Origin of the sequence: Bacillus sp. EKM202B (assembly GCF_011066025.1) — a bacterium.
Taxonomy (GTDB): Bacteria; Bacillota; Bacilli; order Bacillales; family Bacillaceae_G; genus Bacillus_A; species Bacillus_A toyonensis.
The window spans coordinates 104176-127839 of the sequence record NZ_JAAMNK010000006.1 but is presented as its reverse complement, the minus strand read 5'-3'; the positions used below and the strand labels follow the sequence as shown (position 1 = coordinate 127839).

At 37.5% G+C, this 23664-nt stretch carries 23 protein-coding genes, 2 pseudogenes and 3 other annotated features (1 of these 28 only partly in view); of the genes and pseudogenes, 18 read left to right on the top strand and 7 right to left on the bottom strand.

Going from position 1 to position 23664, the window contains the following annotated elements; translation table 11 throughout:
* Positions 1–103 (top strand) — a sequence feature (ribosomal protein L20 leader region) (it extends 18 nt beyond the left edge of the window).
* Between the two features lie 62 nt (positions 104–165).
* From infC to G9F74_RS10240, 5 genes are all read left to right on the top strand, one after another.
* Complete coding sequence (gene infC / locus G9F74_RS10260) at positions 166–669, top strand: translation initiation factor IF-3 (RefSeq protein ID WP_000973214.1); 504 nt, start codon at positions 166–168, stop codon at positions 667–669.
* 21 nt (positions 670–690) lie between these two features.
* Complete coding sequence (gene rpmI / locus G9F74_RS10255; protein ID WP_001125945.1) at positions 691–891, top strand: 50S ribosomal protein L35; 201 nt, start codon at positions 691–693, stop codon at positions 889–891.
* Between the two features lie 37 nt (positions 892–928).
* Positions 929–1285: a 50S ribosomal protein L20 gene (gene rplT / locus G9F74_RS10250; protein ID WP_001138362.1), complete on the top strand. Its 357-nt coding sequence runs from the start codon at positions 929–931 to the stop codon at positions 1283–1285.
* A gap of 441 nt (positions 1286–1726) precedes the next feature.
* Positions 1727–2218, top strand: coding sequence for a dUTP diphosphatase (locus tag G9F74_RS10245; RefSeq protein ID WP_000365051.1), 492 nt, complete (start codon positions 1727–1729; stop codon positions 2216–2218).
* A gap of 69 nt (positions 2219–2287) precedes the next feature.
* The gene (locus G9F74_RS10240) at positions 2288–3373 is read left to right on the top strand and encodes a M42 family metallopeptidase (RefSeq protein WP_000163548.1); all 1086 of its coding nucleotides are present in this window, start codon (positions 2288–2290) and stop codon (positions 3371–3373) included.
* A gap of 41 nt (positions 3374–3414) precedes the next feature.
* Here the strand turns inward: G9F74_RS10240 and G9F74_RS10235 are convergent, their stop codons facing one another.
* Positions 3415–4032, bottom strand: a complete 618-nt coding sequence (locus G9F74_RS10235) for a TetR/AcrR family transcriptional regulator (protein ID WP_000023657.1) — start codon at positions 4030–4032, stop codon at positions 3415–3417.
* 296 nt (positions 4033–4328) lie between these two features.
* On the opposite strand from G9F74_RS10235, the gene G9F74_RS10230 reads away from it, so the two are divergent.
* Both G9F74_RS10230 and G9F74_RS10225 read left to right on the top strand, forming a co-directional pair.
* Positions 4329–4982 (top strand): HlyD family secretion protein, encoded by a 654-nt coding sequence (locus G9F74_RS10230; RefSeq protein WP_001071409.1) that lies wholly within the window; start codon positions 4329–4331, stop codon positions 4980–4982.
* A 12-nt stretch (positions 4983–4994) separates the two neighbouring features.
* The gene (locus G9F74_RS10225) at positions 4995–6794 is read left to right on the top strand and encodes a DHA2 family efflux MFS transporter permease subunit (RefSeq protein ID WP_000094770.1); all 1800 of its coding nucleotides are present in this window, start codon (positions 4995–4997) and stop codon (positions 6792–6794) included.
* Positions 6795–6816: 22 nt separating this feature from the next.
* Here the strand turns inward: G9F74_RS10225 and G9F74_RS10220 are convergent, their stop codons facing one another.
* Together G9F74_RS10220 and G9F74_RS10215 are read right to left on the bottom strand one after the other, a co-directional pair.
* Positions 6817–7179 (bottom strand): hypothetical protein, encoded by a 363-nt coding sequence (locus G9F74_RS10220; protein ID WP_000446230.1) that lies wholly within the window; start codon positions 7177–7179, stop codon positions 6817–6819.
* 13 nt (positions 7180–7192) lie between these two features.
* Positions 7193–7553: pseudogene (locus G9F74_RS10215) on the bottom strand (ammonia permease).
* A 62-nt stretch (positions 7554–7615) separates the two neighbouring features.
* On the opposite strand from G9F74_RS10215, the pseudogene G9F74_RS30400 reads away from it, so the two are divergent.
* Positions 7616–7780 (top strand): annotated as a pseudogene (locus G9F74_RS30400) (DUF4179 domain-containing protein); the annotation flags it as partial.
* A 27-nt stretch (positions 7781–7807) separates the two neighbouring features.
* Here G9F74_RS30400 and G9F74_RS10205 read toward each other — a convergent pair.
* The 3 genes from G9F74_RS10205 to sspI all read right to left on the bottom strand — a co-directional run bounded on the left by G9F74_RS10205 (position 7808) and on the right by sspI (position 9603).
* Positions 7808–8521 carry a CPBP family intramembrane glutamic endopeptidase gene (locus tag G9F74_RS10205; protein WP_016109172.1) on the bottom strand — a complete coding sequence of 238 codons (714 nt, stop codon included), beginning with the start codon at positions 8519–8521 and terminating at the stop codon, positions 7808–7810.
* A gap of 139 nt (positions 8522–8660) precedes the next feature.
* Entirely contained in the window at positions 8661–9218 is a 558-nt protein-coding gene (locus G9F74_RS10200) for an HD domain-containing protein (protein WP_000554798.1), read from the bottom strand.
* A 175-nt stretch (positions 9219–9393) separates the two neighbouring features.
* Positions 9394–9603 carry a small acid-soluble spore protein SspI gene (sspI, locus tag G9F74_RS10195; RefSeq protein WP_000009509.1) on the bottom strand — a complete coding sequence of 70 codons (210 nt, stop codon included), beginning with the start codon at positions 9601–9603 and terminating at the stop codon, positions 9394–9396.
* An 82-nt stretch (positions 9604–9685) separates the two neighbouring features.
* Between sspI and G9F74_RS10190 the strand changes: the two genes are divergently transcribed.
* The 6 genes from G9F74_RS10190 (at position 9686) to G9F74_RS10165 (ending at position 17446) form a co-directional block, all read left to right on the top strand.
* Complete coding sequence (locus G9F74_RS10190; RefSeq protein ID WP_002060131.1) at positions 9686–10483, top strand: TrmH family RNA methyltransferase; 798 nt, start codon at positions 9686–9688, stop codon at positions 10481–10483.
* Between the two features lie 48 nt (positions 10484–10531).
* Positions 10532–10760 (top strand) — a binding site (T-box leader).
* 43 nt (positions 10761–10803) lie between these two features.
* The gene (pheS, locus tag G9F74_RS10185; RefSeq protein WP_000388217.1) at positions 10804–11838 is read left to right on the top strand and encodes a phenylalanine--tRNA ligase subunit alpha; all 1035 of its coding nucleotides are present in this window, start codon (positions 10804–10806) and stop codon (positions 11836–11838) included.
* A gap of 18 nt (positions 11839–11856) precedes the next feature.
* The gene (gene pheT / locus G9F74_RS10180; protein WP_165406224.1) at positions 11857–14277 is read left to right on the top strand and encodes a phenylalanine--tRNA ligase subunit beta; all 2421 of its coding nucleotides are present in this window, start codon (positions 11857–11859) and stop codon (positions 14275–14277) included.
* Positions 14278–14453: 176 nt separating this feature from the next.
* Positions 14454–14705, top strand: a binding site (T-box leader).
* Positions 14706–14757: 52 nt separating this feature from the next.
* Positions 14758–16149: an asparagine--tRNA ligase gene (gene asnS / locus G9F74_RS10175; RefSeq protein ID WP_000432186.1), complete on the top strand. Its 1392-nt coding sequence runs from the start codon at positions 14758–14760 to the stop codon at positions 16147–16149.
* A gap of 177 nt (positions 16150–16326) precedes the next feature.
* Positions 16327–17229 (top strand): SDR family oxidoreductase, encoded by a 903-nt coding sequence (locus G9F74_RS10170; RefSeq protein ID WP_000503915.1) that lies wholly within the window; start codon positions 16327–16329, stop codon positions 17227–17229.
* Between the two features lie 82 nt (positions 17230–17311).
* On the top strand, positions 17312–17446 hold the full coding sequence (locus tag G9F74_RS10165) for a YuzL family protein (RefSeq protein WP_000039591.1): 135 nt from the start codon (positions 17312–17314) through the stop codon (positions 17444–17446).
* Between the two features lie 168 nt (positions 17447–17614).
* Here the strand turns inward: G9F74_RS10165 and rnhC are convergent, their stop codons facing one another.
* On the bottom strand, positions 17615–18550 hold the full coding sequence (rnhC, locus tag G9F74_RS10160) for a ribonuclease HIII (protein WP_016109169.1): 936 nt from the start codon (positions 18548–18550) through the stop codon (positions 17615–17617).
* 123 nt (positions 18551–18673) lie between these two features.
* On the opposite strand from rnhC, the gene zapA reads away from it, so the two are divergent.
* From zapA to G9F74_RS10140, 4 genes are read left to right on the top strand one after another with little or no spacing between them, the layout of a single operon-like run.
* Positions 18674–18943 (top strand): cell division protein ZapA, encoded by a 270-nt coding sequence (gene zapA, locus G9F74_RS10155; RefSeq protein WP_000082703.1) that lies wholly within the window; start codon positions 18674–18676, stop codon positions 18941–18943.
* Positions 18944–18945: 2 nt separating this feature from the next.
* Positions 18946–19485 (top strand): CvpA family protein, encoded by a 540-nt coding sequence (locus G9F74_RS10150; RefSeq protein ID WP_000565405.1) that lies wholly within the window; start codon positions 18946–18948, stop codon positions 19483–19485.
* Between the two features lie 55 nt (positions 19486–19540).
* Positions 19541–21259, top strand: a complete 1719-nt coding sequence (gene polX / locus G9F74_RS10145) for a DNA polymerase/3'-5' exonuclease PolX (RefSeq protein ID WP_016109168.1) — start codon at positions 19541–19543, stop codon at positions 21257–21259.
* Between the two features lie 19 nt (positions 21260–21278).
* Entirely contained in the window at positions 21279–23639 is a 2361-nt protein-coding gene (locus G9F74_RS10140; protein WP_000893740.1) for an endonuclease MutS2, read from the top strand.
* Positions 23640–23664: the final 25 nt, after the last annotated feature.

Sequence of the window (23664 nt, the reverse complement as noted above, 5' to 3'; positions counted from 1 at the left end):
CCGCTTCTCACCTGATGGACGCATTCGCAGTTAGCAGGTAAATGTATTTCTTACTTAAGATTTTACAAGTGTGGGTGTCGTATGCCCGCACTTTTTTTGTCGGGTTCTATGACTACAAAATATGTTCTGAGAAAACCTTGGAGGTGGCTTACTATTAGCAAGGATATGATGATTAACGAGCAAATTCGTGCACGTGAAGTACGTTTAGTTGGCGCAAATGGCGATCAACTTGGAATCAAGTCTCGTAATGACGCTTTAGACTTAGCTGCAAATCTTAATCTTGATTTAGTATTAGTTGCTCCAAATGCGAAACCGCCAGTATGCCGCATTATGGACTACGGTAAATTCCGCTTTGAGCAACAGAAGAAAGAAAAAGAACAGCGCAAAAATCAAAAAGTAATTAGCATGAAAGAAGTTCGTTTAAGTCCAACAATTGATGAACACGACTTTAACACAAAACTTCGTAATGCTATCAAGTTTTTAGAGAAAGGCGACAAGGTTAAAGCGTCAATTCGCTTTAAAGGACGTGCCATTACTCATAAAGAAATCGGTCAACGTGTTTTAGATCGCTTCTCAGAAGCTTGTGCTGAAGTTAGTACAATTGAATCTAAGCCTAAAATGGAAGGACGTAGTATGTTCTTAGTTTTAGCACCGAAAAACGATAAGTAATAGATAGAGGAGGAAATACCTATGCCTAAACAAAAAACTCATCGCGGCGCTGCAAAGCGTTTCAAAAAGACTGGATCAGGTAAACTGAAACGTTCTCACGCTTACACAAGCCATTTATTCGCTAACAAATCTACAAAAGCTAAACGTAAACTACGTAAAGCTGGTGTAGTAAGCGCTGGTGACTTCAAACGCATTCGTCAAATGCTTGACAACTTAAAATAAGTTCGGCTGATATATAGAACAATTAGGAGGTAATATTATGCCAAGAGTAAAAGGTGGTACAGTTACTCGTCAACGTCGTAAAAAAGTTATAAAATTAGCAAAAGGTTACTACGGTTCTAAAAATACATTATTCAAGGTTGCTAACCAACAGGTTATGAAATCTCTAATGTATGCATTCCGTGACCGTCGTCAAAAGAAACGTGACTTCCGTAAATTATGGATCACACGTATCAACGCAGCAGCTCGTATGAATGGTCTTTCTTACAGCCGCTTAATGCACGGTTTAAAAAATGCTGGCATCGAAGTTAACCGCAAGATGCTTGCTGACTTAGCTGTTCATGACGAAAAAGCTTTCGCTGAATTAGCAACAGTTGCAAAAAACAACATTAACTAATTAATTAGTTGAAACCTTAGAAGAATTTTCTTCTAAGGTTTTTTGTTTGTTTTCAAAGAGAAGTTTGAAGTGAATGAAGCTCTAAAGATTTATGGACGCATCGTTATCGATATGACAAAATCAACATAAAAACTATAGCGATATAGAAGAATATGCATATGAAGTCAGGAGAATTCTCCTGGCTTTTTTCAATTATGCTCGTTTGGAAAGAAGAGTATCTTTCCTAGCCGAAACGACACTGCTATAATGGAAAGATGATATGGAACTTTCATCAGATGAACAATATACGAGCGATGACTGAAACGTATTTGTAAATTAAGGACAAGCTATTTTATAAAGAGGTAGATAGCTGACTTATTCATAAGAACTGAAACATAATAATGAACTTTGAGATGAAACAACATTGTTGCATAAAATGCGATGTTGGAGGAGGACAATAGAATGGACTTACTACAACTATTTAAATTACAAAAAGAATTAGATGACCGTATTGCAAAAGAACATGACTTACAACCGAAAAAGTTGTTAAAAGAAAAAATGCTAGCTCTTCTTGTAGAAATTGGAGAACTTGCAAATGAAACACGCTGTTTTAAATATTGGAGCAATAAACCAGCATCAGAACGTGAAGTAATATTAGAAGAATACGTAGATGGTTTGCATTTTATTTTATCAATCGGAATCGATTTAGGTATTGATAAAAACTTCCTATTCTATAAATGTGCACAAACGAATAAAACACAAGTGGAAATTTTCTTAGACACATATGCGAAAGTAATTCGTTTTACAGATCAACCATCTATCACGAACTATATTGAATTATTTACAAGCTATCTTCGACTTGGACAAGCACTTGAATTTGGACAAGAAGAAATTGAAAAAGCGTATTTAGATAAAAATGAAGTAAATCATCAGCGTCAAACACAAGGATACTAATTTAATTTTTGAATATTTCAATTTCCTTTTGTATAATAAGGTGACTGAAGAAAAAGGAGGGTGTTGGCAATGACAAAATTAGACGCGACATTGACAATGCTAAAAGAGTTAACAGATGCACGTGGTATTGCTGGTAACGAGCGTGAACCACGTGAAGTAATGAAGAAATATATTGAGCCGTTTGCGGACGAACTTTCTACTGATAATTTAGGAAGTTTAGTCGCGAAAAAAGTTGGGGAAGAAAACGGCCCGAAAATTATGGTTGCAGGTCATTTAGATGAAGTTGGCTTTATGATTACGCAAATTGATGACAAAGGCTTCCTTCGTTTTCAAACAGTTGGTGGCTGGTGGTCACAAGTTATGCTTGCACAGCGCGTGACAATTGTAACGCGTAAAGGAGATGTAACAGGTGTAATTGGTTCAAAACCACCACACATTTTACCTCCAGAAGCTCGTAAAAAGCCAGTTGATATTAAAGACATGTTTATCGATATTGGTGCTTCTAGCCAAGAAGAGGCAATGGAGTGGGGCGTACGACCAGGAGATCAAGTTGTACCTTACTTTGAATTCCAAGTGATGAAGAATGAAAAAATGTTACTTGCAAAAGCATGGGATAACCGAATCGGTTGTGCGATTGCAATTGACGTATTAAAACAATTAAAAGATGAAAAACATCCAAACGTTGTATACGGCGTTGGAACTGTACAAGAAGAGGTTGGTCTTCGTGGTGCAAAAACATCTGCGAATTATATCAAACCAGATATCGCGTTCGCAGTAGATGTTGGTATCGCTGGAGATACACCGGGTGTAACGTCAAAAGAAGCGCAAAGTAAAATGGGCGATGGACCGCAGATTATTTTATATGATGCTTCTGTTATTGGACATACAGGTTTACGTGATTTCGTAGTTGATGTTGCTGACGAACTACAAATTCCATACCAATATGATTCAGTAGCTGGCGGGGGAACAGATGCAGGTGCGATTCACATTTCTGTAAATGGTATTCCGTCTATGGCAATTACGATTGCGACACGCTACATCCATTCGCATGCGGCAATGTTACACCGTGATGATTATGAAAATGCAGTGAAGTTAATTGTAGAAGTTATTAAACGTCTTGATAAAGAGGCTGTACATAACATTACATTTAATTAATAGAAAAAAGCGAAGGAGAATCTCCTTCGCTTTTTTATGTGTTAAAAAGGTCTTTCTAATCCTGCGGCAGTATGGGCCCCTAAAATAATTAAACGAGTTAATTGCATGGCCATAAAATGCGGGGTATATATCATCCCCCTTTTTAACCATGACATAATCATCCCGATGTGAGCCCCTGTCACATAACTAATTAGAATATCACGAGGAACCATAAGATCTTTATCATCTGGTTGTGAAATTGATAAGCTTAATGTTAAATGCGTTTGTATTGTTTTCATCATTTTATAAGAGTAGTTTCCTGCAGCTTTATCCCCGAGCATAACATTATAGAAGTTCACGTTTTCTGCGATGTGTTCGAACAGAGCCAAAAATGTTGGATGTGGTGAATCGAATGTAAGTTGAAAATCCTCTTTATTTTTATTTTTCGGTTTGATTACTTCTGCTAGCTTCTCTAACATTTCTTCAATGCTTTTGTCTAATAAGTCGTATTTATCATGGTAATGGCTATAAAATGTAGCGCGATTTACAGGAGCGCGTTCTGCGATATGTTGAACAGTTACATTTTCAAACCCTTTTTCGCCTACTAAAGCGACAAAAGCATCCTGTATGAGTTGTCTCGTCCGCTTTACACGTGGATCATTTGTATTTTTAATAGACATTTTACTTCTCCTCGTTTCATTTTATACACTTAAACAACAAATCGTTATTATATTGTTGTTTAAGCGACATTTCATACTTAAATTGTCGGTTGTAGATTCGAAATAATTATTTATAATTATAAACGATAGTCCTTTAGAAATCAGCACCACTCGCAGGTAGACGAAATCCGGTTTATGCTGCTGAAGGTGTGCTTTTTTTGTTTAAAGGTTAATATAATTAACAATTAAACAGTATAAACAATAAGGATGTAAATAGTTTAGAAAAAAATTATATGCGATATAAGGAGAGGAATGCAATGAATCAGTTTCGAAGAATGGTGATTATCAACATTATCACATTAATTGTACTAGTTGGCGGCGGCATTGGTGGTTATTACTATTACAATCAAGCGGAAAACTATTTAAAAACAGAAAATGCAAAAATTGATGGAAAGGTAATTCCAATTGCTTCACCAGCAGCAGGTAAATTGACTGACTGGAAAGCTGAAGTAGGAAAAAACTACAATGAGAACGATAAATTAGGTGCTGTCACTGTAGCTGGAGCAAATGGGGAGCAAACAGTAGACGTAACAATTCCGCAAAACGCGACAGTTGTACAATCAAACGCAACGACAAATGCTTTCGTTGGAGCTGGTAGCCCAATTGCTTATGCATTTGATATGAACAATTTATGGGTAACAGCAAACATTGAAGAAACAGATGTTGACGATGTGCAAAAAGGTCAAGATGTAGACGTGTATGTAGATGCATACCCAGACACGACGTTATCAGGAAAAGTAGAGCAAGTTGGATTAACAACAGCGAATACATTCTCTATGTTACCATCAAGCAACGCAACAGCGAACTATACGAAAGTAACACAAGTGGTACCAGTTAAAATTTCTTTAGATCATAGTAAATCAGTAAATATTGTTCCTGGCATGAATGTGACAGTTCGTATTCATAAGTAAGGGGGAGATGAGATGTCCTCAATTGCAATTGCAGGATATGCACTATTTTGTATAATCGTCTTCTTCCTTGTAAATCGTCTTTTACGAAAGAAAAAAACGAACGTGGGAGAAGAACAAGTCCCAGCCGTAAGTAAAATAGAAGTAAGTAAGGTAGAAACAGAAGAAAAAGAAATTGAACGAAAGCAAGAAACAGAAATTTCTAATGTAGTTGAGTTAGAAACAGGTAAGCAAGAAGAAGTAAAACAAGAAAAAGAAATGCCGAAAAAACAAACGTCTATGCCTATAGAGAATGTGAACGTAAAAGCAGTTGTAACAGTATTAATTCTCGGGATGTTCGTTTCTATTTTAAACCAAACGATCATTAACGTTGCATTGCCTCCGTTAATGAATGAATTTAATGTATCAACTTCAACAGCACAATGGTTAATTACAGGCTTCATGCTCGTAAATGGTATTTTAGTACCGATTAGTGCCTTTTTAGTTTCACGATTTACGTATCGTAAATTGTTCGTAGCGGCAATGTTATTCTTCACGGTAGGATCTATCATTTGTGCTACTTCAGGAAACTTTACAATGATGATGACGGGCCGAGTGATTCAAGCGGTTGGAGCGGGTATTTTAATGCCGGTTGGTATGAATATTTTCATGACATTATTCCCGCCTCATAAGCGAGGAGCAGCTATGGGATTACTAGGGGTAGCGATGATTTTAGCACCAGCTATCGGACCAACTGTAACAGGATGGGTAATTGAAAACTATAGCTGGAACTTAATGTTCTACGGAATGTTTGTGATTGGTTTAATTATTACTTTCCTATCTTTAAAATTCTTTACACTAGCTCAGCCGGTATCTAACACAAAGCTAGATGTATTCGGTGTTATTAGTTCAAGTATTGGACTAGGTAGCTTATTGTATGGATTTAGTGAAGCGGGAAATAATAGCTGGACTAGTGCAGAGGTTGTGATATCACTTATCATTGGTGTAGTAGGTATTGCAGTATTTATTTGGAGAGAGCTAACAACGGACAATAAAATGCTTGATTTACAAGTGTTTAAATATCCAGTATTTACTTTTACTTTAGTAATTAACGCAATCGTAACGATGGCATTATTCGGAGGTATGCTATTACTTCCAGTATATCTACAAAATATTCGTGGCTTTACGCCAATTGAATCTGGTTTACTACTTCTTCCAGGATCATTAATTATGGGGATCATGGGACCAGTAGCAGGTAAATTATTCGATAAATATGGCATTCGTCCATTAGCGATAATTGGATTGGCAATTACAACTTATGCGACATATGAATTTACAAAATTATCGATGGATACACCGTATAGCGTTATTATGACGGATTATATTATACGTTCAATTGGTATGTCATTCATTATGATGCCAATTATGACAGCTGGTATGAACGCGCTGCCGATGAAATTAATTTCTCACGGTACAGCAACGCAAAATACGTCAAGACAAGTAGCTGGTTCAATTGGAACAGCGATCTTAATCACACTTATGACGCAACAAACGACTGCTCACGTAGCGGATTATGGCAACATGTTAACAACGTCAAATCCAATTTTAGTTGATAAAGTACATGGTATGGGTCAAAGCTTAGCGGCTTTAGCTGGATCAGCTCAAGCGGGAGATGCGATGAGCACGCAACTATTATTCGGACAAATCTCAAAGCTATCTGCAATTAACGGTATTAACGATGCCTTCTTAATTGCAACAATACTCGCAGGTATTGCTTGGGTGTTATCGTTCTTCTTGCCATCAGGCAATAAACCAAATAGAAAAGCAGGGAATTAATTTCCCTGCTTTTTTGTGTTTTTTATGTAGTTAGATATAAAAGATGATAACTAGTTACAGAGCATAATCCTGTTATAACCAAAATCGTCCCCATAGAACGAATACTTGATATTTGTCTGCCACTTATAATAGCTACTAGTCCAGCTAATGAGAAGAAGCACCAATATAAAGTTCCCGAAATTGGAACCATTCCCTCTAAATCTATTCCATAACCTATACAAATGATAGGAACAACGATAAGTGATATGCTAATTAAACCAGCTATAACGATAAGTGATTTTCGATATTTAATTCCGGCAGCAATTAAATAAATGCCAACGATGCCTTCACATAATAACAAAATAGGGGCTAAGATAAGCCAAATAAATAAACCAGTAGATTCCATATGTAATAACTCCTTAATGAATAAAATATGAATCAGGCATGGACAATAGCTGCAAACAGTCCTATTGAGAAAATAATGAGTCCCATGTTGCGTATACTCTTAATTTTTGAATGTACCCCATTCAATCCTGCTAATAAACCAGCTAGAGAGAAAAGCATCCAATATAGGACAGGTGGAATGTGGAGAACGTTCTCTCCATTGATACCTTTGTTTAAAAAAAGTAAAAGGCATTATAACGAATGAAAAGCAAATAATCCCCATTAAGGTAACAAGTAATTTCCGATGTTTAATTTCTGTTACCATTAAAAAATACCACCAGCAATCCCGCATAGTAAGAGAAGTGGCGTAAAAAGCATCCAAATAATACTGAACATATGTAAACTCTTTTATGTGAATTAAGTTATATTTTACTACATGAGGTTTATTTTGGATATTATTAATAAAATCCAAAAATAGTTATTGGCGATTTGAAAAGCTAGAGGATAGTGTAACAAAAATTATACTGACGCCTGTCCTAACTTCTGGTGAAGAAGGAGAAAAGAAAACGAATTATCGAAAAGTGCTAACGGAAGAAGAGTTTGAAGTTGTTATAAAAGAGTAAAAAGAGGTATCGCGATGATACCTCTTTTTAACTTAAGAATGCTAACATATTATTCATAATATGAAATAACATAGCTGGAATAATGGATTTTGTTTTCTTGCATAAAATAGCCATTAATAATCCCGTGAAGAAAGTAATTACCATTACTCCGAGTGAGTATGTATGAGCGATACCAAAGAAGAAACTTGTTAAGACTGCTGCAATCCAAAATGGAAAGCGTTCAGAGAAAAAGTGGAGTAAAAAACCACGGAAAATAAGTTCTTCAAAAATTGGGGTGAGTATCGCAAAGCCGATAAGTAATAATATTTGATACTGTTCAAATACGTCTAAGTTTAGTGCAGAAGCTTGTTGCTTTGTTGCGTCTTGGAACACATATTTTAAAAAGATATAATTGAGCACGATGCTTATAGCGAAGAAAAGAAGTAAGTATACGTATGTGCGCCATTCTTTCAGTGCTTTAAAATTAAAAGATTTTAATAGTAAATTTTTTGCGGGTTCGAATTTAAAAATGAAGAATAACAACACGGTTAGTTGTAATCCGATACTTGCAGTATTTGCAATAGATTCATACAGGGCAATTTGTTTTTTATTTTCGAGTCCGGCTGTATAAATTGTTAAGGGCATTGCGAGGAACACAGTAATGAGTCCAGTTCCGAAAAAAGCAAATAAAACGGAGCTAATGAATTGTCCCCATGACATAGAGTATTTCTGTTCATAAGGAAGTTGTGTAGTGGGTTGCATATGTAGAATCACCTCTTTATATTTATATATTTAATTATAAAGTGTTTTATTTTTATATGTAACATTTAAATATTACATATAAAGGTGTATTTTCCATAAAATAATAAAAGAGGTATCACCCTATAGTGATGCCTCTTTCTCATTGATAACTATGTTCTGCCTTGTTATTTGATTTTGATTGCTCTATTTGCAATTCACGCTCTACCAATCGATCTAACTGCTGAATTGCTTTTAGTGCTTTTTCATAAGAGATAGTTCGATAGTGGTGTGCGCCGCCTGGTTCTTCGTCTGCTTCATCTGCCCACTTAATAATGTTTTGTAGAGGTGTTCTTTCAAGTGATTGTTCTACTAGGAAAGAATCAGTATGCAATAGAATTGCAACAGAAATTTCTTTGGCTTGCTTCGGATGTTCGCCTAATCGGATTAATAACTTATGAGCTCTTTCCGCTCCTTTAATTGCATGTATATCATTCTTTTTATATAAGTCATAGTCCCATTCGCCGCCTGTGTACCATGTATGATGTCCGATATCGTGAAGGAAACCGGCTTTTGTCGCAGCATCGACTGAGGCGTGATGCTTTTTGGCTAAGTGAAACGCATGGTAAGCGACAGCAATCGCGTGGACCATTCCAGAACGATTTACGTATTTTTGGGTAATGTGGTGTTTAAAAATTTGTTCAAGCGTAATACGATGCATAAAACATTCACTCCTTTTATCTAATGGTGTCTGTGAAGAAAATCGATCGGTTTAAATGTATTTTGAACATTGTACTCCATCCGGGTAGCGTTAGTAAAGTAGAAATGTTTAGGAGAAGAAAAAAATTTTCGCAAAAAAATCACCTTGGCTTATGCGAAGGTGATTTTCAAATTGCTTATTTTTTTAATCCTTGCTCTAGCGTTTCTAACATTTCGTGCTTTTCATTTTCATCAGCGTTTTTCCAAATGACTTCGAATAAAACACCAAGACCTGGAAGCATTTTTTCTTCACCGCTTTGAATTGCATCGACAATCGTTTCTTGTAATTGATCTTGTGAATTTCCAGATACATTCGCTAATACAGCACCACGTAAATTAAAACTCATTGCTTTCACCTCTTCTTCAGAATTGAAACTGACGTTAGTTTTTGTTCTTTTTTATGTAAATATGTATGAAAAATAGGCTATAATGATAAGACAAGAAGAGAGGGAAATACATATTATGAAAAACATTGATTCAGTACAAAATCCGCGTGTGAAGCAGTGGAAAAAGCTGCAAACGAAAAAAGAACGCGATAAAAAAGGGTTGTTCTTTGTTGAAGGATTCCACTTAGTGGAGGAAGCTTTAAAGGCAGGAGTTGTAACAGAACTTATCGTTTCAGATCAAACAGACCTTCCGAAAGATTGGACAGTGAATGATGTTGAAATGTATATCGTGCCTGAAGCGATTGTAAAAATACTTCGTGAAACAGAAACGACACAAGGTGTATTTGCTGTCTGTGAAAAGCATGAGAAAGAAGTAGCTCTTACTGATGGGAAATTTCTTTTATTAGACGGCCTTCAAGACCCAGGTAATTTAGGAACGATTATTCGTACAGCTGATGCAGCTGGTATTCATGCCGTTGTGCTTGGAGAAGGTTGTGTTGATGTTTACAATAGTAAAGTACTCCGCTCTACACAAGGTTCTATTTTCCACTTACCAATTGTAAAAGGGAACTTAGAAGAATGGGTAGACAAGTTAAAAGAAAATAACGTTCCTGTATATGGAACAGCTCTTGAAAATGGAGTTCCGTATGGGGAAGTAACACCAGCTGGCAGTTTTGCATTAATTGTTGGAAATGAAGGAAATGGCGTACGCCAAGAAATTCTTGCAAAAACGGATCAAAACTTGTATATTCCGATTTACGGCGGGGCAGAATCATTAAATGTTGCGGTTGCAGCAGGGATTTTAACGTATTATTTACAAAGCCCGGTTGCGAACAAATAAAAAACTTCTTATAATAAGTTGAAGTATATTATATTAAAAGTTAAATAACGAAAAACGTTGATAGAGAAGAGTAACTTACAAAATCGCCATATAGGGAGAGAATGCCTTAGACTGAAAGCATTCTTATGGTAGACGGAAGTGAATTCACCTCTGGAGTTGACGCCAGGACCATGTATATGTAAAGGCGTTCCGGTCAGAATTGATCGTTATAAATAATGAGTGGGCAGACTTGTTCTGTCAATTTAGGGTGGTACCGCGAATTTACCTCGTCCCTTTTTGGGAGCGAGGTTTTTTTATTTTTAAAATTAGGAGGGTTCCAAATGGAAGCACGTTTAAAAGAGCTAAAGCAAAAAGCGTTAGAGCTTATTGAAGAAGCGAAAGAGCTAAAGGGCTTAAATGACGTACGCGTAGCGTATTTAGGGAAAAAAGGCCCAATTACAGAAGTATTACGCGGCATGGGAAAATTATCAGCGGAAGAGCGTCCACGTATGGGAGCATTAGTAAATGAAGTACGTGAAGCGATTCAAACGCGTCTAGATGACAAAATTGGTAACTTAGAAAAAGCAGTAATTGAAGCGAAATTAGCTACTGAAACAATTGATGTTACCTTGCCAGGTCGTCCTGTTGAAACAGGTTGTCACCATCCGTTAACAGCTGTTGTTGAACAAATTGAAGATGTATTCATCGGTATGGGTTATGAAGTAGCTGAAGGAACAGAAGTAGAAAAAGACTACTACAACTTCGAAGCATTAAACTTACCGAAAGATCATCCAGCGCGTGATATGCAAGATACATTCTACATTACAGAAGAAACGTTACTACGTACGCATACATCTTCTGTGCAAGCACGCACGATGGAAAATAACAAAGAAAAAGGCCCAATCAAAATTATTTGTCCTGGTAAAGTGTATCGCCGCGATGACGATGATGCGACGCATTCACACCAATTCATGCAAATTGAAGGTCTTGTAATTGATAAAAACATTCGTATGAGTGACTTAAAAGGTACACTGCAAGTATTCGTGAAAAAGATGTTCGGTGAAGACCGTGAAATCCGTCTTCGTCCAAGTTTCTTCCCATTCACAGAGCCATCTGTAGAGATGGATATTTCGTGTATGATGTGTCACGGTAAAGGTTGTGGCACTTGTAAAGGAACTGGCTGGATTGAAATTTTAGGCGCAGGTATGGTTCACCCGAACGTACTTGAAATGGCTGGTTATGATTCAAAAGAATATCAAGGTTTCGCATTCGGTATGGGCGCAGAACGTATCGCAATGTTGAAATACGGCGTAGATGACATTCGTCATTTCTATACAAATGACGTACGTTTCTTACAACAATTCAAACGAGCGTAAGGGAAGGAGAGGATAAATATGTTCGTATCATATCGTTGGTTACAAGAGTATGTAGATATTAAAGATGTAACAGCACAAGAACTAGCAGACAAAATCACGAAAAGTGGTATTGAAGTAGAAGGTGTTGAAGTATTAAATAAAGGTGTAAAAGGTGTTGTAGTTGGTCACGTATTAGAGTGTGAAAAACACCCAGAAGCTGATAAGTTAAGCAAATGCTTAATCGATATCGGTGAAGAAGAACCAGTTCAAATTATTTGTGGTGCTGCTAACATTGCAAAAGGTTTAAAAGTACCAGTTGCAAAAGTTGGCGCTGTACTTCCTGGTAACTTCAAAATTAAAAAAGCAAAACTACGCGGTGAAGCTTCTCATGGTATGGTTTGTGCTCTTCAAGAGCTTGGCATTGATGGAAAGTTAGTTTCAAAAGAATACGCAGATGGTATCTTCATCTTCCCAAGTGACGCTGAAGTTGGTGCAGATGCACTTGAAATTTTAAACTTACATGATGAAGTACTTGAGCTTGGTTTAACACCAAACCGTGCAGATTGCTTAAACATGTTAGGTGTTGCATATGAAGTAGCTGCTATTTACGGCCGTGAAGTAAAACTTCCAGCTATCGACTTACAAGAAACAGCAGAAAAAACTTCTGACTACATTTCTGTAAGTGTAGAAGCGAAAGAAGAAAACCCATTATATATTGCAAAAATGGTGAAGAACGTAAAGATTGGTCCATCACCAATGTGGATGCAAACGCGCCTTATGGCAGCTGGCATTCGTCCAATTAGCAATGTAGTTGATATTACAAACTACATTTTAATGGAATACGGTCAACCGTTACATGCATTCGATTACGATAAATTAGGTTCAAAAGAAATCGTTGTTCGTCTTGCAAAAGAAGGCGAAAAAATTGAAACGTTAGATGATCAAGAGCGTACGTTACAAGAACATCATCTTGTAATTACAAACGGCACAAAAGCTTTAGCGGTTGCTGGTGTAATGGGCGGAGCTGATTCTGAAGTTACAAATGAGACGGTAAACGTTTTAATCGAGTCTGCATACTTTGCAGGTCAAACAGTGCGCCGTACATCAAAAGACTTAGGTCTTCGCAGTGAATCAAGTGCACGTTTTGAAAAAGGAATTGATCCAACACGTACGTTTGAAGCAATTCAACACGCAGCTGCTTTAATGGCGAAATATGCTGGCGGAGAAGCACTTGAAGGTGTAGTAGAAGCTGATAACTTACAAGTACAAGAGCGTACAGTATCTGTTACGGCTGAAAAAGTAAACCGTGTATTAGGTACAGATATTTCTGCAAGTGAAATGGGTACAATGTTCACAAACTTGAAATTCCCATTCACAGAAGTAGAAGGAACATTCCATGTAAATGTACCAGCACGTCGTCCTGATATTACAATTTCAGAAGACCTAGTAGAAGAAGTGGGTCGTCTGTATGGGTATGATCACATTCCAGTTACATTACCTTCTGGAACGATGACACGTGGTAAACTAACATCAGCACAAACGAAACGTCGTAAAGTACGTCGCTTCTTAGAAGGTGCTGGTTTATATGAAGCAATCACATATTCATTAACAAGCGCTGACAAAGCGAAACAATATATGGTTGAGCCGAACGAAAAAGCTCCTGTAAATCTTGCGCTTCCAATGAGTGAAGAACGTAGTCAACTTCGTTTAAGCTTAGTGCCACAATTGTTAGAAGCAGTTTCATACAATGTTGCACGTAAAAACGACAGTGTTGCTCTATACGAAGTAGGTTCTATCTTCTTACCGACAGAAGCAGGAGAACTTCCGAAAGAAGAACAACATCTTGCAGGTGTTATGACAGGTCTTGCTCTTCACCATGCATGGCAAGGCGAGAAGAAAGTAGTAGACTTCTTCGTTATGAAAGGTGTGCTAGAAGGATTATTCGACGTACTTAGCGTTGCAAACCAAATCGCATATGCACCAGCAAAACGTGAAGGTATGCACCCAGGCCGTACAGCTGACATCGTATTAGATGGCGAAGTAATTGGATTCATCGGTCAATTGCATCCAGAATCGCAAAAACAATTAGATGTGAAAGATACATTCGTATTCGAACTATCTCTTGTAAAAGTATTCGGTGCAGACGTGGAAGAAACTTACTACTCACCAATCCCACGTTTCCCATCGATGACACGTGATATGGCTGTTGTTGTAACGAAAGAAACAAAAGCTGGCGAAATGAAGCAAGTCATTGCTGAAGCTGGTGGAGAACTTCTGAAAGACGTAACACTATTCGACTTATACGAAGGTGAAAAAATGGAAGAAGGCAAGAAATCACTTGCATTCTCTATGACTTACTTCGATGCAGAACGTACGTTAACAGACGAAGAGGTAACAGAAGCACATAACCGTGTATTAACAACGGTAGAAGAGAAATTTGGTGCGGAGTTACGTAAGTAATAAGAAATTGCCGGATCTATTCCGGCAATTTTTTTTATGATGCGATTGTCGATATATTATAAAAATTGCCGATATATTTGAAGTTACGGTCGATATATTGCGAAAATCGCTGATATATTTTCTGGTGTCTTGCATCTTTCCCTCGAATGTAGTACATTAATTTTAGTTTAACAAAATGAAAGACGATGATAAGGAAAAGTAGTATATACTATAATCCATAGCGAGTCAGGGACGGTGAGAGCCTGATGAGGCGGTATATGTGAAGAACACCTTGGAGTTGCTAACCGAAATTGAATCTTGTATTCAAGAGTAGACTTAGACGGGAATCCGGCCTGTTACAAACCGGGAAGTATGTATTACATACGAGTTAAAGTTGGTCTTTATGACAAATTGGGTGGTACCGCGAAGTTTAACCTTTCGTCCCTTTATGGATGAAAGGTTTTTTTGTATTTAAATATATCAGCAAAGGAGAATTTCACTATGGAAAACACATTAGTAAAAAGTCTGTATAGAGATACAGAAAAGTATGCAGATCAAACAGTACAAGTATCAGGGTGGATTCGTAACTTACGTGATTCAAAAGCATTTGGTTTCATCGAATTAAACGACGGTAGCTTCTTCAAAAGCGTTCAAATCGTTTTCGATACAGAATTAGAGAACTTCAAAGAAATTGCAAAACTTCCACTTAGCTCTTCAGTTAAAGTAGAAGGTAAAGTAATTGCAACGCCTGGAGCGAAGCAACCATTTGAAATTAAAGCAGAAAAAATTGATATCGAGGGCTTATCAGATTCTGATTACCCACTTCAAAAGAAGCGTCATACGTTTGAATACTTACGTACAATCGCTCACTTACGCCCAAGAACAAATGCATTCTCTGCAACGTTCCGCGTACGTTCTATCGCAGCATTTGCGATTCACCAATTCTTCCAAGAGCGTGGATTCGTACATGTTCACACACCGATCATTACTGGTAGTGATACAGAAGGTGCTGGCGAAATGTTCCGTGTAACAACGCAAGATTTAAACAACGTATCAAAAGGTGAAGACGGACAAGTTGATGAATCAAAAGACTTCTTCGGTAAAGAAACAAACTTAACAGTAAGTGGACAGCTGAACGCTGAAGCTTATGCATTAGCATTCCGTGATGTATACACATTCGGACCTACATTCCGTGCGGAGAACTCAAACACAACTCGCCATGCAGCTGAGTTCTGGATGGTTGAGCCTGAGATTGCATTTGCTGAATTAGGCGATGTAATGGATCTTACAGAAGATATGCTGAAATATGCAATGAAATATGTATTAGAACATGCACCAGAAGAAATGGACTTCTTCAACAGCTTCGTTGATAAAACAGTTCTAGAGCGCATGAACAATGTGATTAACTCTGACTTCGGTCGTATCACTTATACAGAAGCAATTAAAGTACTTCAAGAATCAGGTGCTGACTTTAAATACCCAGTAGAATGGGGTATTGACTTACAAACAGAGCATGAAAGATACTTATCAGAAGAAATCTTCAAACGCCCTGTATTCGTAACAGACTATCCAAAAGACATTAAAGCGTTCTATATGCGTATGAATGAAGACGGTAAAACAGTAGCTGCTACTGACCTTCTAGTTCCTGGCATCGGCGAATTAATTGGCGGAAGTCAACGTGAAGAAAGAATGGACGTTTTAGTAGAAAGAATTAAAGAACTAGGCATGAACGAAGAGGACTACTGGTGGTACTTAGAACTTAGAAAATACGGCGGTACAAAACACGCTGGATTCGGTCTAGGTTTCGAGCGCTTCCTAATGTACATTACTGGTATGGCTAACATCCGTGACGTAATTCCATTCCCAAGAACTCCAGGTTCTTCTGAGTTTTAAGATATAAAAAAAGCGAGAGCAACTGCTCTCGCTTTTTTTATTGAGAAAGGTTGTAATTGCAACCTGAACTTTATAAAGTATTTCACGACTAGAAAAGATGTTGTTCATAGTTCAATTCCCACTTCATATATAAGTAAAACGAATGCGACATTTATATAGGGAAGGGGTTTTTATACAATGGGGGAAATTCCAAGTCATACAAAGTGGACATTGCGTGACAAGTATATAGTAATCACTGGTGCAACAAGTGGTATTGGATTAGCGGCAGCTAAGGTGTTTGCAAAAAGCGGTGCTAAGCTAGGAATCATTGCACGTAATGAAGCAAAAGCGAATGATGTTATGACTCAACTTGAAAATATAACGGATGGGAATGCAGTGGTAGATATATTTTTCGCTGATATGTCTTCCCAACAATCTATACGCCAGGTAGCTACCAATATTTTAGAAAGATGTCCGAGAATTGATATATTAGTAAATAATGCGGGTGCTTTATTTCAAACAAGGCAAATTACAGAGGACGGTTTGGAGATGACCTGGGCGGTAAACCATTTAGGTCCATTCTTACTTACAGATTTGTTGTTGGAGCGTTTAAAAGAAAGTGCTCCTGCTCGCGTCATTACCACTGCATCTCACGGTCACAAAATGGCTAAAAAGGGAATTGATTTCGATGATCTAGATGCAGAACAACTGTATCGCGGTATTAAGAAGTTTATGGGCGGTCCTACAATGCGTTATGCACAAACAAAACTAGCTAACATTTTATTCACCTCTGAATTGGCACAGCGGTTGGAGGGAACGGGTGTTAGTGCTTATAGCTTTGACCCGGGGCTAGTGAATACGAATTTTAACCAGGATAATGGTCTAGCTGCTCGCTTAACTATGGCAGCAATGAAACCTTTCTCCCGTACGCCGGAGAAAGGTGCTGAAACTTTAGTATGGCTAGCAGAATCAACTGGATTTACTAATCAGAGTGGTTATTACTATGCCGATAAACAAGTAGGGGAAATGTCTGAAGCTGCCTTGGATAAGGATGCAGCAAAGCGTCTATGGGACATAAGCGAAAACCAAACACGAGAGTAAAAGAGTAGCGAGTATATGTTCAGATTATTATGTTGAATAGTTTTTTACCCTTAAGTAAAAAGTAACCTTGGGGGTGAGTGCAATGAGTAAAAAAGTGAAAAAAGACCATTCAAGATCAATCCTAGGTTCTCCAGAAGTGGAAGGACAAGGGACAACAACACATGAAACTGGTTCTCATAAAGTATCTTCATCAAATAAGAAGCAGAAACGAAGCTAATATAAAAAAGGGAGAGTCTTGGCGGCTCTCCTTTTTTATAGGGGAATTACTAAAAATGAGTTAATTTAGCGATATAGTTAGGAGAGGAAAATAGTAAATGCAATTACATTGAATCGAGAACACATGAAACAAAAAACAGGAGTTTGTAAGCCCCTGTTTTTGTCGATACTATTTCAATAAGCGAAACGCTTTCTCTGTATTAGCAAAATGCAGTTTTACAAACTCAGGTAATCTTTCTTTACCTACTTTTTGAATTAATTTAGCAGCGGCGATATCAACTTGTTTACCAGCACCTTTTGGAAGTGGCACACCAGCTTTTTTACTTAGTTCGTCAAATTGTTTTACGAATGAGTAACGAGCTAAAATGGAAGCGGCGGCAACAGCTAAATGAACACTTTCACCTTTCGTAGCGAAGTAAACATTTTCACGCTGTACCTGTTTTTGTTTTGCTAAATACTTATAGTATGTATCAGGTTGCGTAAATTGGTCGATTAAGATGCCTTCTGGTGTTGTAGGAGCAATTTTCGCTAATAAGTTTGTAATGGCTTTATTGTGTAGTAAAGCTTTTAGCTTACCTTGATTATTTCCTTTATCAAATAGCTCGTTATATTTTTCATTATGAAGAACGAGAGAGCTGTAAGGAACAACGTGAAGTAGTTGTTTTGCAATAGCGGTAATTTGAGCATCGTTTAAGTTTTTGGAGTCTTTTACACCAAGTTCTTTTAAAAGTGGAATTTGTTTTGCGTCCACATATACAGCAACTACTGTCATCGGTCCGAAGTAATCACCAGTACCTACTTCATCTGATCCTGCTATAGACATTGTACCGATGGAAGCAGGCGGTGCAAAACGATGAGAATCGACCGATTTTTTTACAGTTGTTTTCGGTGTTTGAGAGACAGTTTGCCAACGAGAAGCTTCTGCTTCAGCACGTCCACCTTGGAACATTACTTTTCCAGATTTATATGCTGTAATCGTGCAAGATGGCACCTTTGCCATAAAGATACCGCCTTGCGGAATTTTTGAGCTAAGTGCTTGTTTATATTGTTGTTTCATGTCTTCAATTACTGTAGAACTTGTTTGTATTACGATAGAATTTGACAAAATGGTCGCTCCTTTTTTATATTGTTATTTTTATCATATCGGATTGTTCTTTCTGTTTCCATATTATGATGGTTCATGGTATGATAAACTTTAGGATTCTGTACGTGATTGGAGGCCGGTGAGTTGTCACAACAAAAGGGAAATAAAAGTCGAATTAATGTAGAAATATATGGCCAACAGTATTCAGTTGTTGGCGATGAAAGTACAAGTCATATCCGCATGGTAGCAGCGATTGTGGATGATAAAATGCGCGAACTCAATGCCAAGAATCCTTCGCTTGATACGAGTAGACTAGCGGTATTGACGGCGGTAAACGTCATACACGATTACATAAAATTAAAAGAAGAACATGAGAAGTTGAAAGAAAGTATGACAAAAAAAGGAATGGAATAAACATGATTGATATTATTATCATTTTACTGCTTGTTATGGGATTTTTCCTCGGATTACGCAGAGGTTTTATCTTACAACTTGTAAAGTTAACAAGCTTTATTATCGCATACCTTGTTGCATACTGGTACTGTAAAGATTTAGCGCCAGCACTTGCGAAATTTATTCCGTATCCATTTGATAAAAATGTATCTGTTCCAGAATGGATTGATGCAAATAATATTGAGACAGTATTTTATCAAGCAATTGCGTTTATCGTATTATTTATTATTACAAAAATCGCACTTTCATTACTTGGTAATTTGTTAAATATGTTTGCAGAAATACCGGTGTTAAAGCAAGTAAATGCGTTTGCGGGGGCAATCCTCGGATTTTTAGAAGTATATATTATTTTGTTTGTTTTAATTATTGTTGGAAATATTCTTCCGATTGAACAAATACAAACACCATTACAAAAATCATCAATTAGCAAAATAATTGTAGACGATACACCGATTCTCTCTGAAAAGGTGAAGGAGCTATGGCAGACAGGTAGCAGAGTATAACTTCTCTTTTTTCGGAAAGAGAAGTTTTTTTCTATGAAAGAAAGGCGGGGCAATGATGAAAGTAAATAAAAAACAAGTTATTAAATTACTAGAGACAATCGGGCTTTTTATGGAATTAAAGGGTGCGAATCCATTTAAAATATCTGCATTTCGTAAAGCAGCAGCAGCACTAGAAAGTGATGATCGTAGTCTTTCTGAAATTGAAGATTTTACAAAGATTCCAGGCATCGGAAAAGGAACGGCAGCAGTTATTCAAGAATATATAGAATCGGGAACATCTGAAGTATTACAAGAACTTGAAAAAGAAGTGCCAAGCAGTTTGTTACCGTTATTAAAACTTCCGGGCCTTGGTGGTAAAAAGGTAGCTAAGTTATACAAAGAACTTGGTGTAGTGGATATGGAATCGTTAAAAGCTGTTTGTGAGGAAAATAAAGTACAAGCTTTAGCAGGTTTCGGTAAGAAAACAGAAGAGAAGATATTAGAAGCAATTGATCAAGTAGGATCTCGTCCAGAACGTTTACCGATTGCGATGGTATTACCTATTGCCGGGGAAATAGAGGAGAAGTTGTCGAATATTGCTGAAGTAATTCGTTTTTCTCGCGCTGGTAGCTTACGCCGTGTTCGTGAGACAGTAAAGGATTTAGATTTCATTATTGCAACGACAGAACCAGCAGCAGTACGTGAACATTTATTGCAATTCGATAATATGATTGAAGTAATTGCAAGTGGAGATACGAAAGTTTCTGTTCGTCTTCAATACGAATATGATATTTCAATCGATTTCCGTTTAGTAAAACCAGAAGAGTTTATTACAACGCTTCACCATTTCACAGGATCAAAAGACCATAACGTAAAAATGCGCCAAATTGCAAAAGATAAAGGCGAAAAAATTAGTGAGTACGGTGTAGAGAACTTGGAAACAGATGAAGTAAAAACATTCGAGACTGAAGAAGAATTTTTTGCTCATTTCGGTCTTCCATTTATCCCACCAGAAGTGCGTGAAGATGGAAAAGAAATTGAATTAATTAAAGAGTATCCAAACTTAATTCAGTTTTCTGATATACAAGGTGATTTACATATGCATACAACGTGGAGTGACGGTGCTTTTTCTATTGAAGAAATGGTACAGGCATGTCGTGCCCGTGGATATAAGTTTATGGCGATTACTGATCACTCACAATACTTGAAAGTAGCGAACGGTTTAACGAAAGAGCGTCTTCGTGAACAAGCGAAAGAAATTGAACGTATGAATGAAAAGTATCCAGACATTACAATTTTACGCGGAATTGAAATGGACATTTTACCGGATGCATCACTTGATTTTGATGATGAAGTATTAGCAGAATTAGATTATGTTATTGGAGCTATCCACTCTAGCTTCTCACAAGACCGTGAAACGATTATGAAGCGTCTTCGCGCTGCACTTGAGAATAAACATGTTACAATGATTGCTCACCCGACAGGACGCCTTCTTGGACGTCGCGAGGGTTACGATGTAGACACAGATTTATTAATTGAACTCGCAAAAGAAACAAATACAGTTTTAGAATTAAATGCAAATCCAAACCGTCTAGATTTAAGCGCGAAATTATTAAAACAAGCACAAGATGCTGGTGTAAAAGTAGCGATTAATACGGATGCTCATACACTTGAAATGTTAGAAGACATGGAAACAGGTGTAGCAGCAGCACGTAAAGGTTGGATTCAAAAAGATAACGTGATTAACACGTGGGATATTGAACGTTTATTAGACTATATTAAACGTAATAAGTAACACAAGGGGGACCTGCAACATGTTAGAAAGAACGTTGCGTGTATTAGAATACAATAAAGTAAAAGAACAATTACTTGAACATACAGCCTCTTCACTTGGTCGTGACAAAGTGAAGAATTTAGTACCGAGCACTGATTTTGAAGAAATTGTAGAACTACAAGATACGACGGATGAAGCGGCGAAAGTCATTCGTTTAAAAGGGAGTGCGCCATTAGGTGGTATTACTGATGTTCGCTCAAATGTGAAGCGTGCAAAAATCGGAAGTATGTTAAGCCCAAATGAACTACTTGATATTGCAAATACGATGTATGGTAGTCGCAATATGAAACGTTTTATCGAAGATATGGTTGATAATGGTGTCGAGCTTCCGATTTTAGAAACTCACGTCGCTCAAATTGTATCTTTATATGACTTAGAAAAGAAAATTACAAATTGTATCGGTGATGGCGGTGAAGTAGTCGATAGCGCAAGTGATAAACTACGTGGTATTCGTAACCAAATTCGTACTGCGGAAAGCCGTATTCGTGAAAAGTTAGAGAATATGACGCGTTCTTCAAACGCACAAAAGATGTTATCTGATGCGATTGTAACGATCCGTAACGAACGTTACGTAATCCCGGTAAAACAAGAATACCGCGGTGTATATGGTGGTATTGTTCACGATCAATCTGCTTCTGGACAAACGTTATTTATTGAACCACAAGTAATTGTAGAATTAAATAACGCACTTCAAGAAGCACGTGTGAAAGAAAAACAAGAAATCGAACGCATCTTATTAATGTTAACAGAAGAAGTGGCAGTAGAAGCTGATATTGTTTTGTCTAACGTAGAAGTAGTTGCAAATCTTGACTTCATTTTTGCAAAAGCTTTTTATGCGAAGCGAATTAAAGCAACGAAGCCAATCGTAAATAACGAGCGCTACATGGATTTAAGACAAGCGCGTCATCCGCTTATTGATCCGGAAATTATTGTGCCAAATAACATTATGCTCGGTAAAGATTTCACAACAATTGTAATTACAGGACCGAATACAGGTGGTAAAACAGTTACGCTGAAAACGGTTGGTATTTGTGTATTAATGGCGCAATCTGGTCTTCATATTCCAGTAATGGATGAGTCAGAGATTTGTGTATTTAAAAATATTTTCGCTGATATCGGTGATGAGCAATCGATTGAACAAAGTTTAAGTACGTTCTCCTCACATATGGTGAACATTGTAGATATTTTAGAAAAAGCTGATTTTGAAAGCTTAGTTTTATTCGATGAATTAGGTGCTGGAACAGACCCGCAAGAAGGGGCTGCACTAGCAATTTCAATTTTAGATGAAGTATGTAATCGTGGTGCTCGCGTTGTTGCAACGACGCATTACCCGGAATTAAAAGCATACGGATATAACCGTGAGCAAGTTATTAATGCGAGTGTTGAGTTCGATGTGAACACATTAAGCCCAACGTATAAATTATTAATCGGTGTACCAGGACGTAGTAACGCCTTTGAAATTTCGAAGCGCCTTGGATTATCTGATCGCGTTATTGATCAAGCGCGTAACCATATTAGTACGGATACAAATAAAATTGAAAATATGATTGCGAAGTTAGAAGAAAGTCAAAAGAACGCAGAGCGTGACTGGAACGAAGCAGAAGCGCTTCGTAAGCAATCTGAAAAACTTCATCGTGAATTACAGCGTCAAATTATTGAATTTAACGAAGAGCGTGATGAAAAATTATTAAAAGCGCAAAAAGAAGGGGAAGAAAAAGTCGAAGCTGCGAAGAAAGAAGCAGAGGGCATTATTCACGAACTTCGTCAATTGCGCAAAGCGCAGCTTGTAAACGTGAAAGATCACGAGCTTATTGAAGCGAAGAGCCGCCTAGAAGGTGCAGCGCCAGAGCTTGTGAAGAAACAAAAAGTGAATGTGAAAAACACAGCGCCAAAACAACAATTACGTGCAGGCGATGAAGTAAAAGTATTAACGTTCGGTCAAAAAGGTCAATTACTTGAAAAAGTAAGTGATACAGAGTGGAGCGTACAAATTGGTATTCTGAAGATGAAAGTGAAAGAATCCAATATGGAATACATTAATACACCGAAGCAAACAGAGAAAAAAGCAGTCGCAAGTGTGAAGGGTAGAGATTATCACGTGTCGTTAGAGCTTGACCTTCGCGGTGAGCGTTACGAAGATGCAATGATGCGCGTTGAAAAATATTTAGACGATGCACAGCTTGCAAGCTATCCTCGTGTGTCAATCATTCACGGTAAAGGAACAGGAGCGCTTCGCCAAGGTGTACAAGATTACTTGAAAAAACATCGCGGCGTGAAAAACTACCGTTACGGTGACATGGGCGAGGGAGGCCTAGGCGTAACAGTTGTCGAATTAAAATAGCAAACAACGAAACAAAGGGGAAACC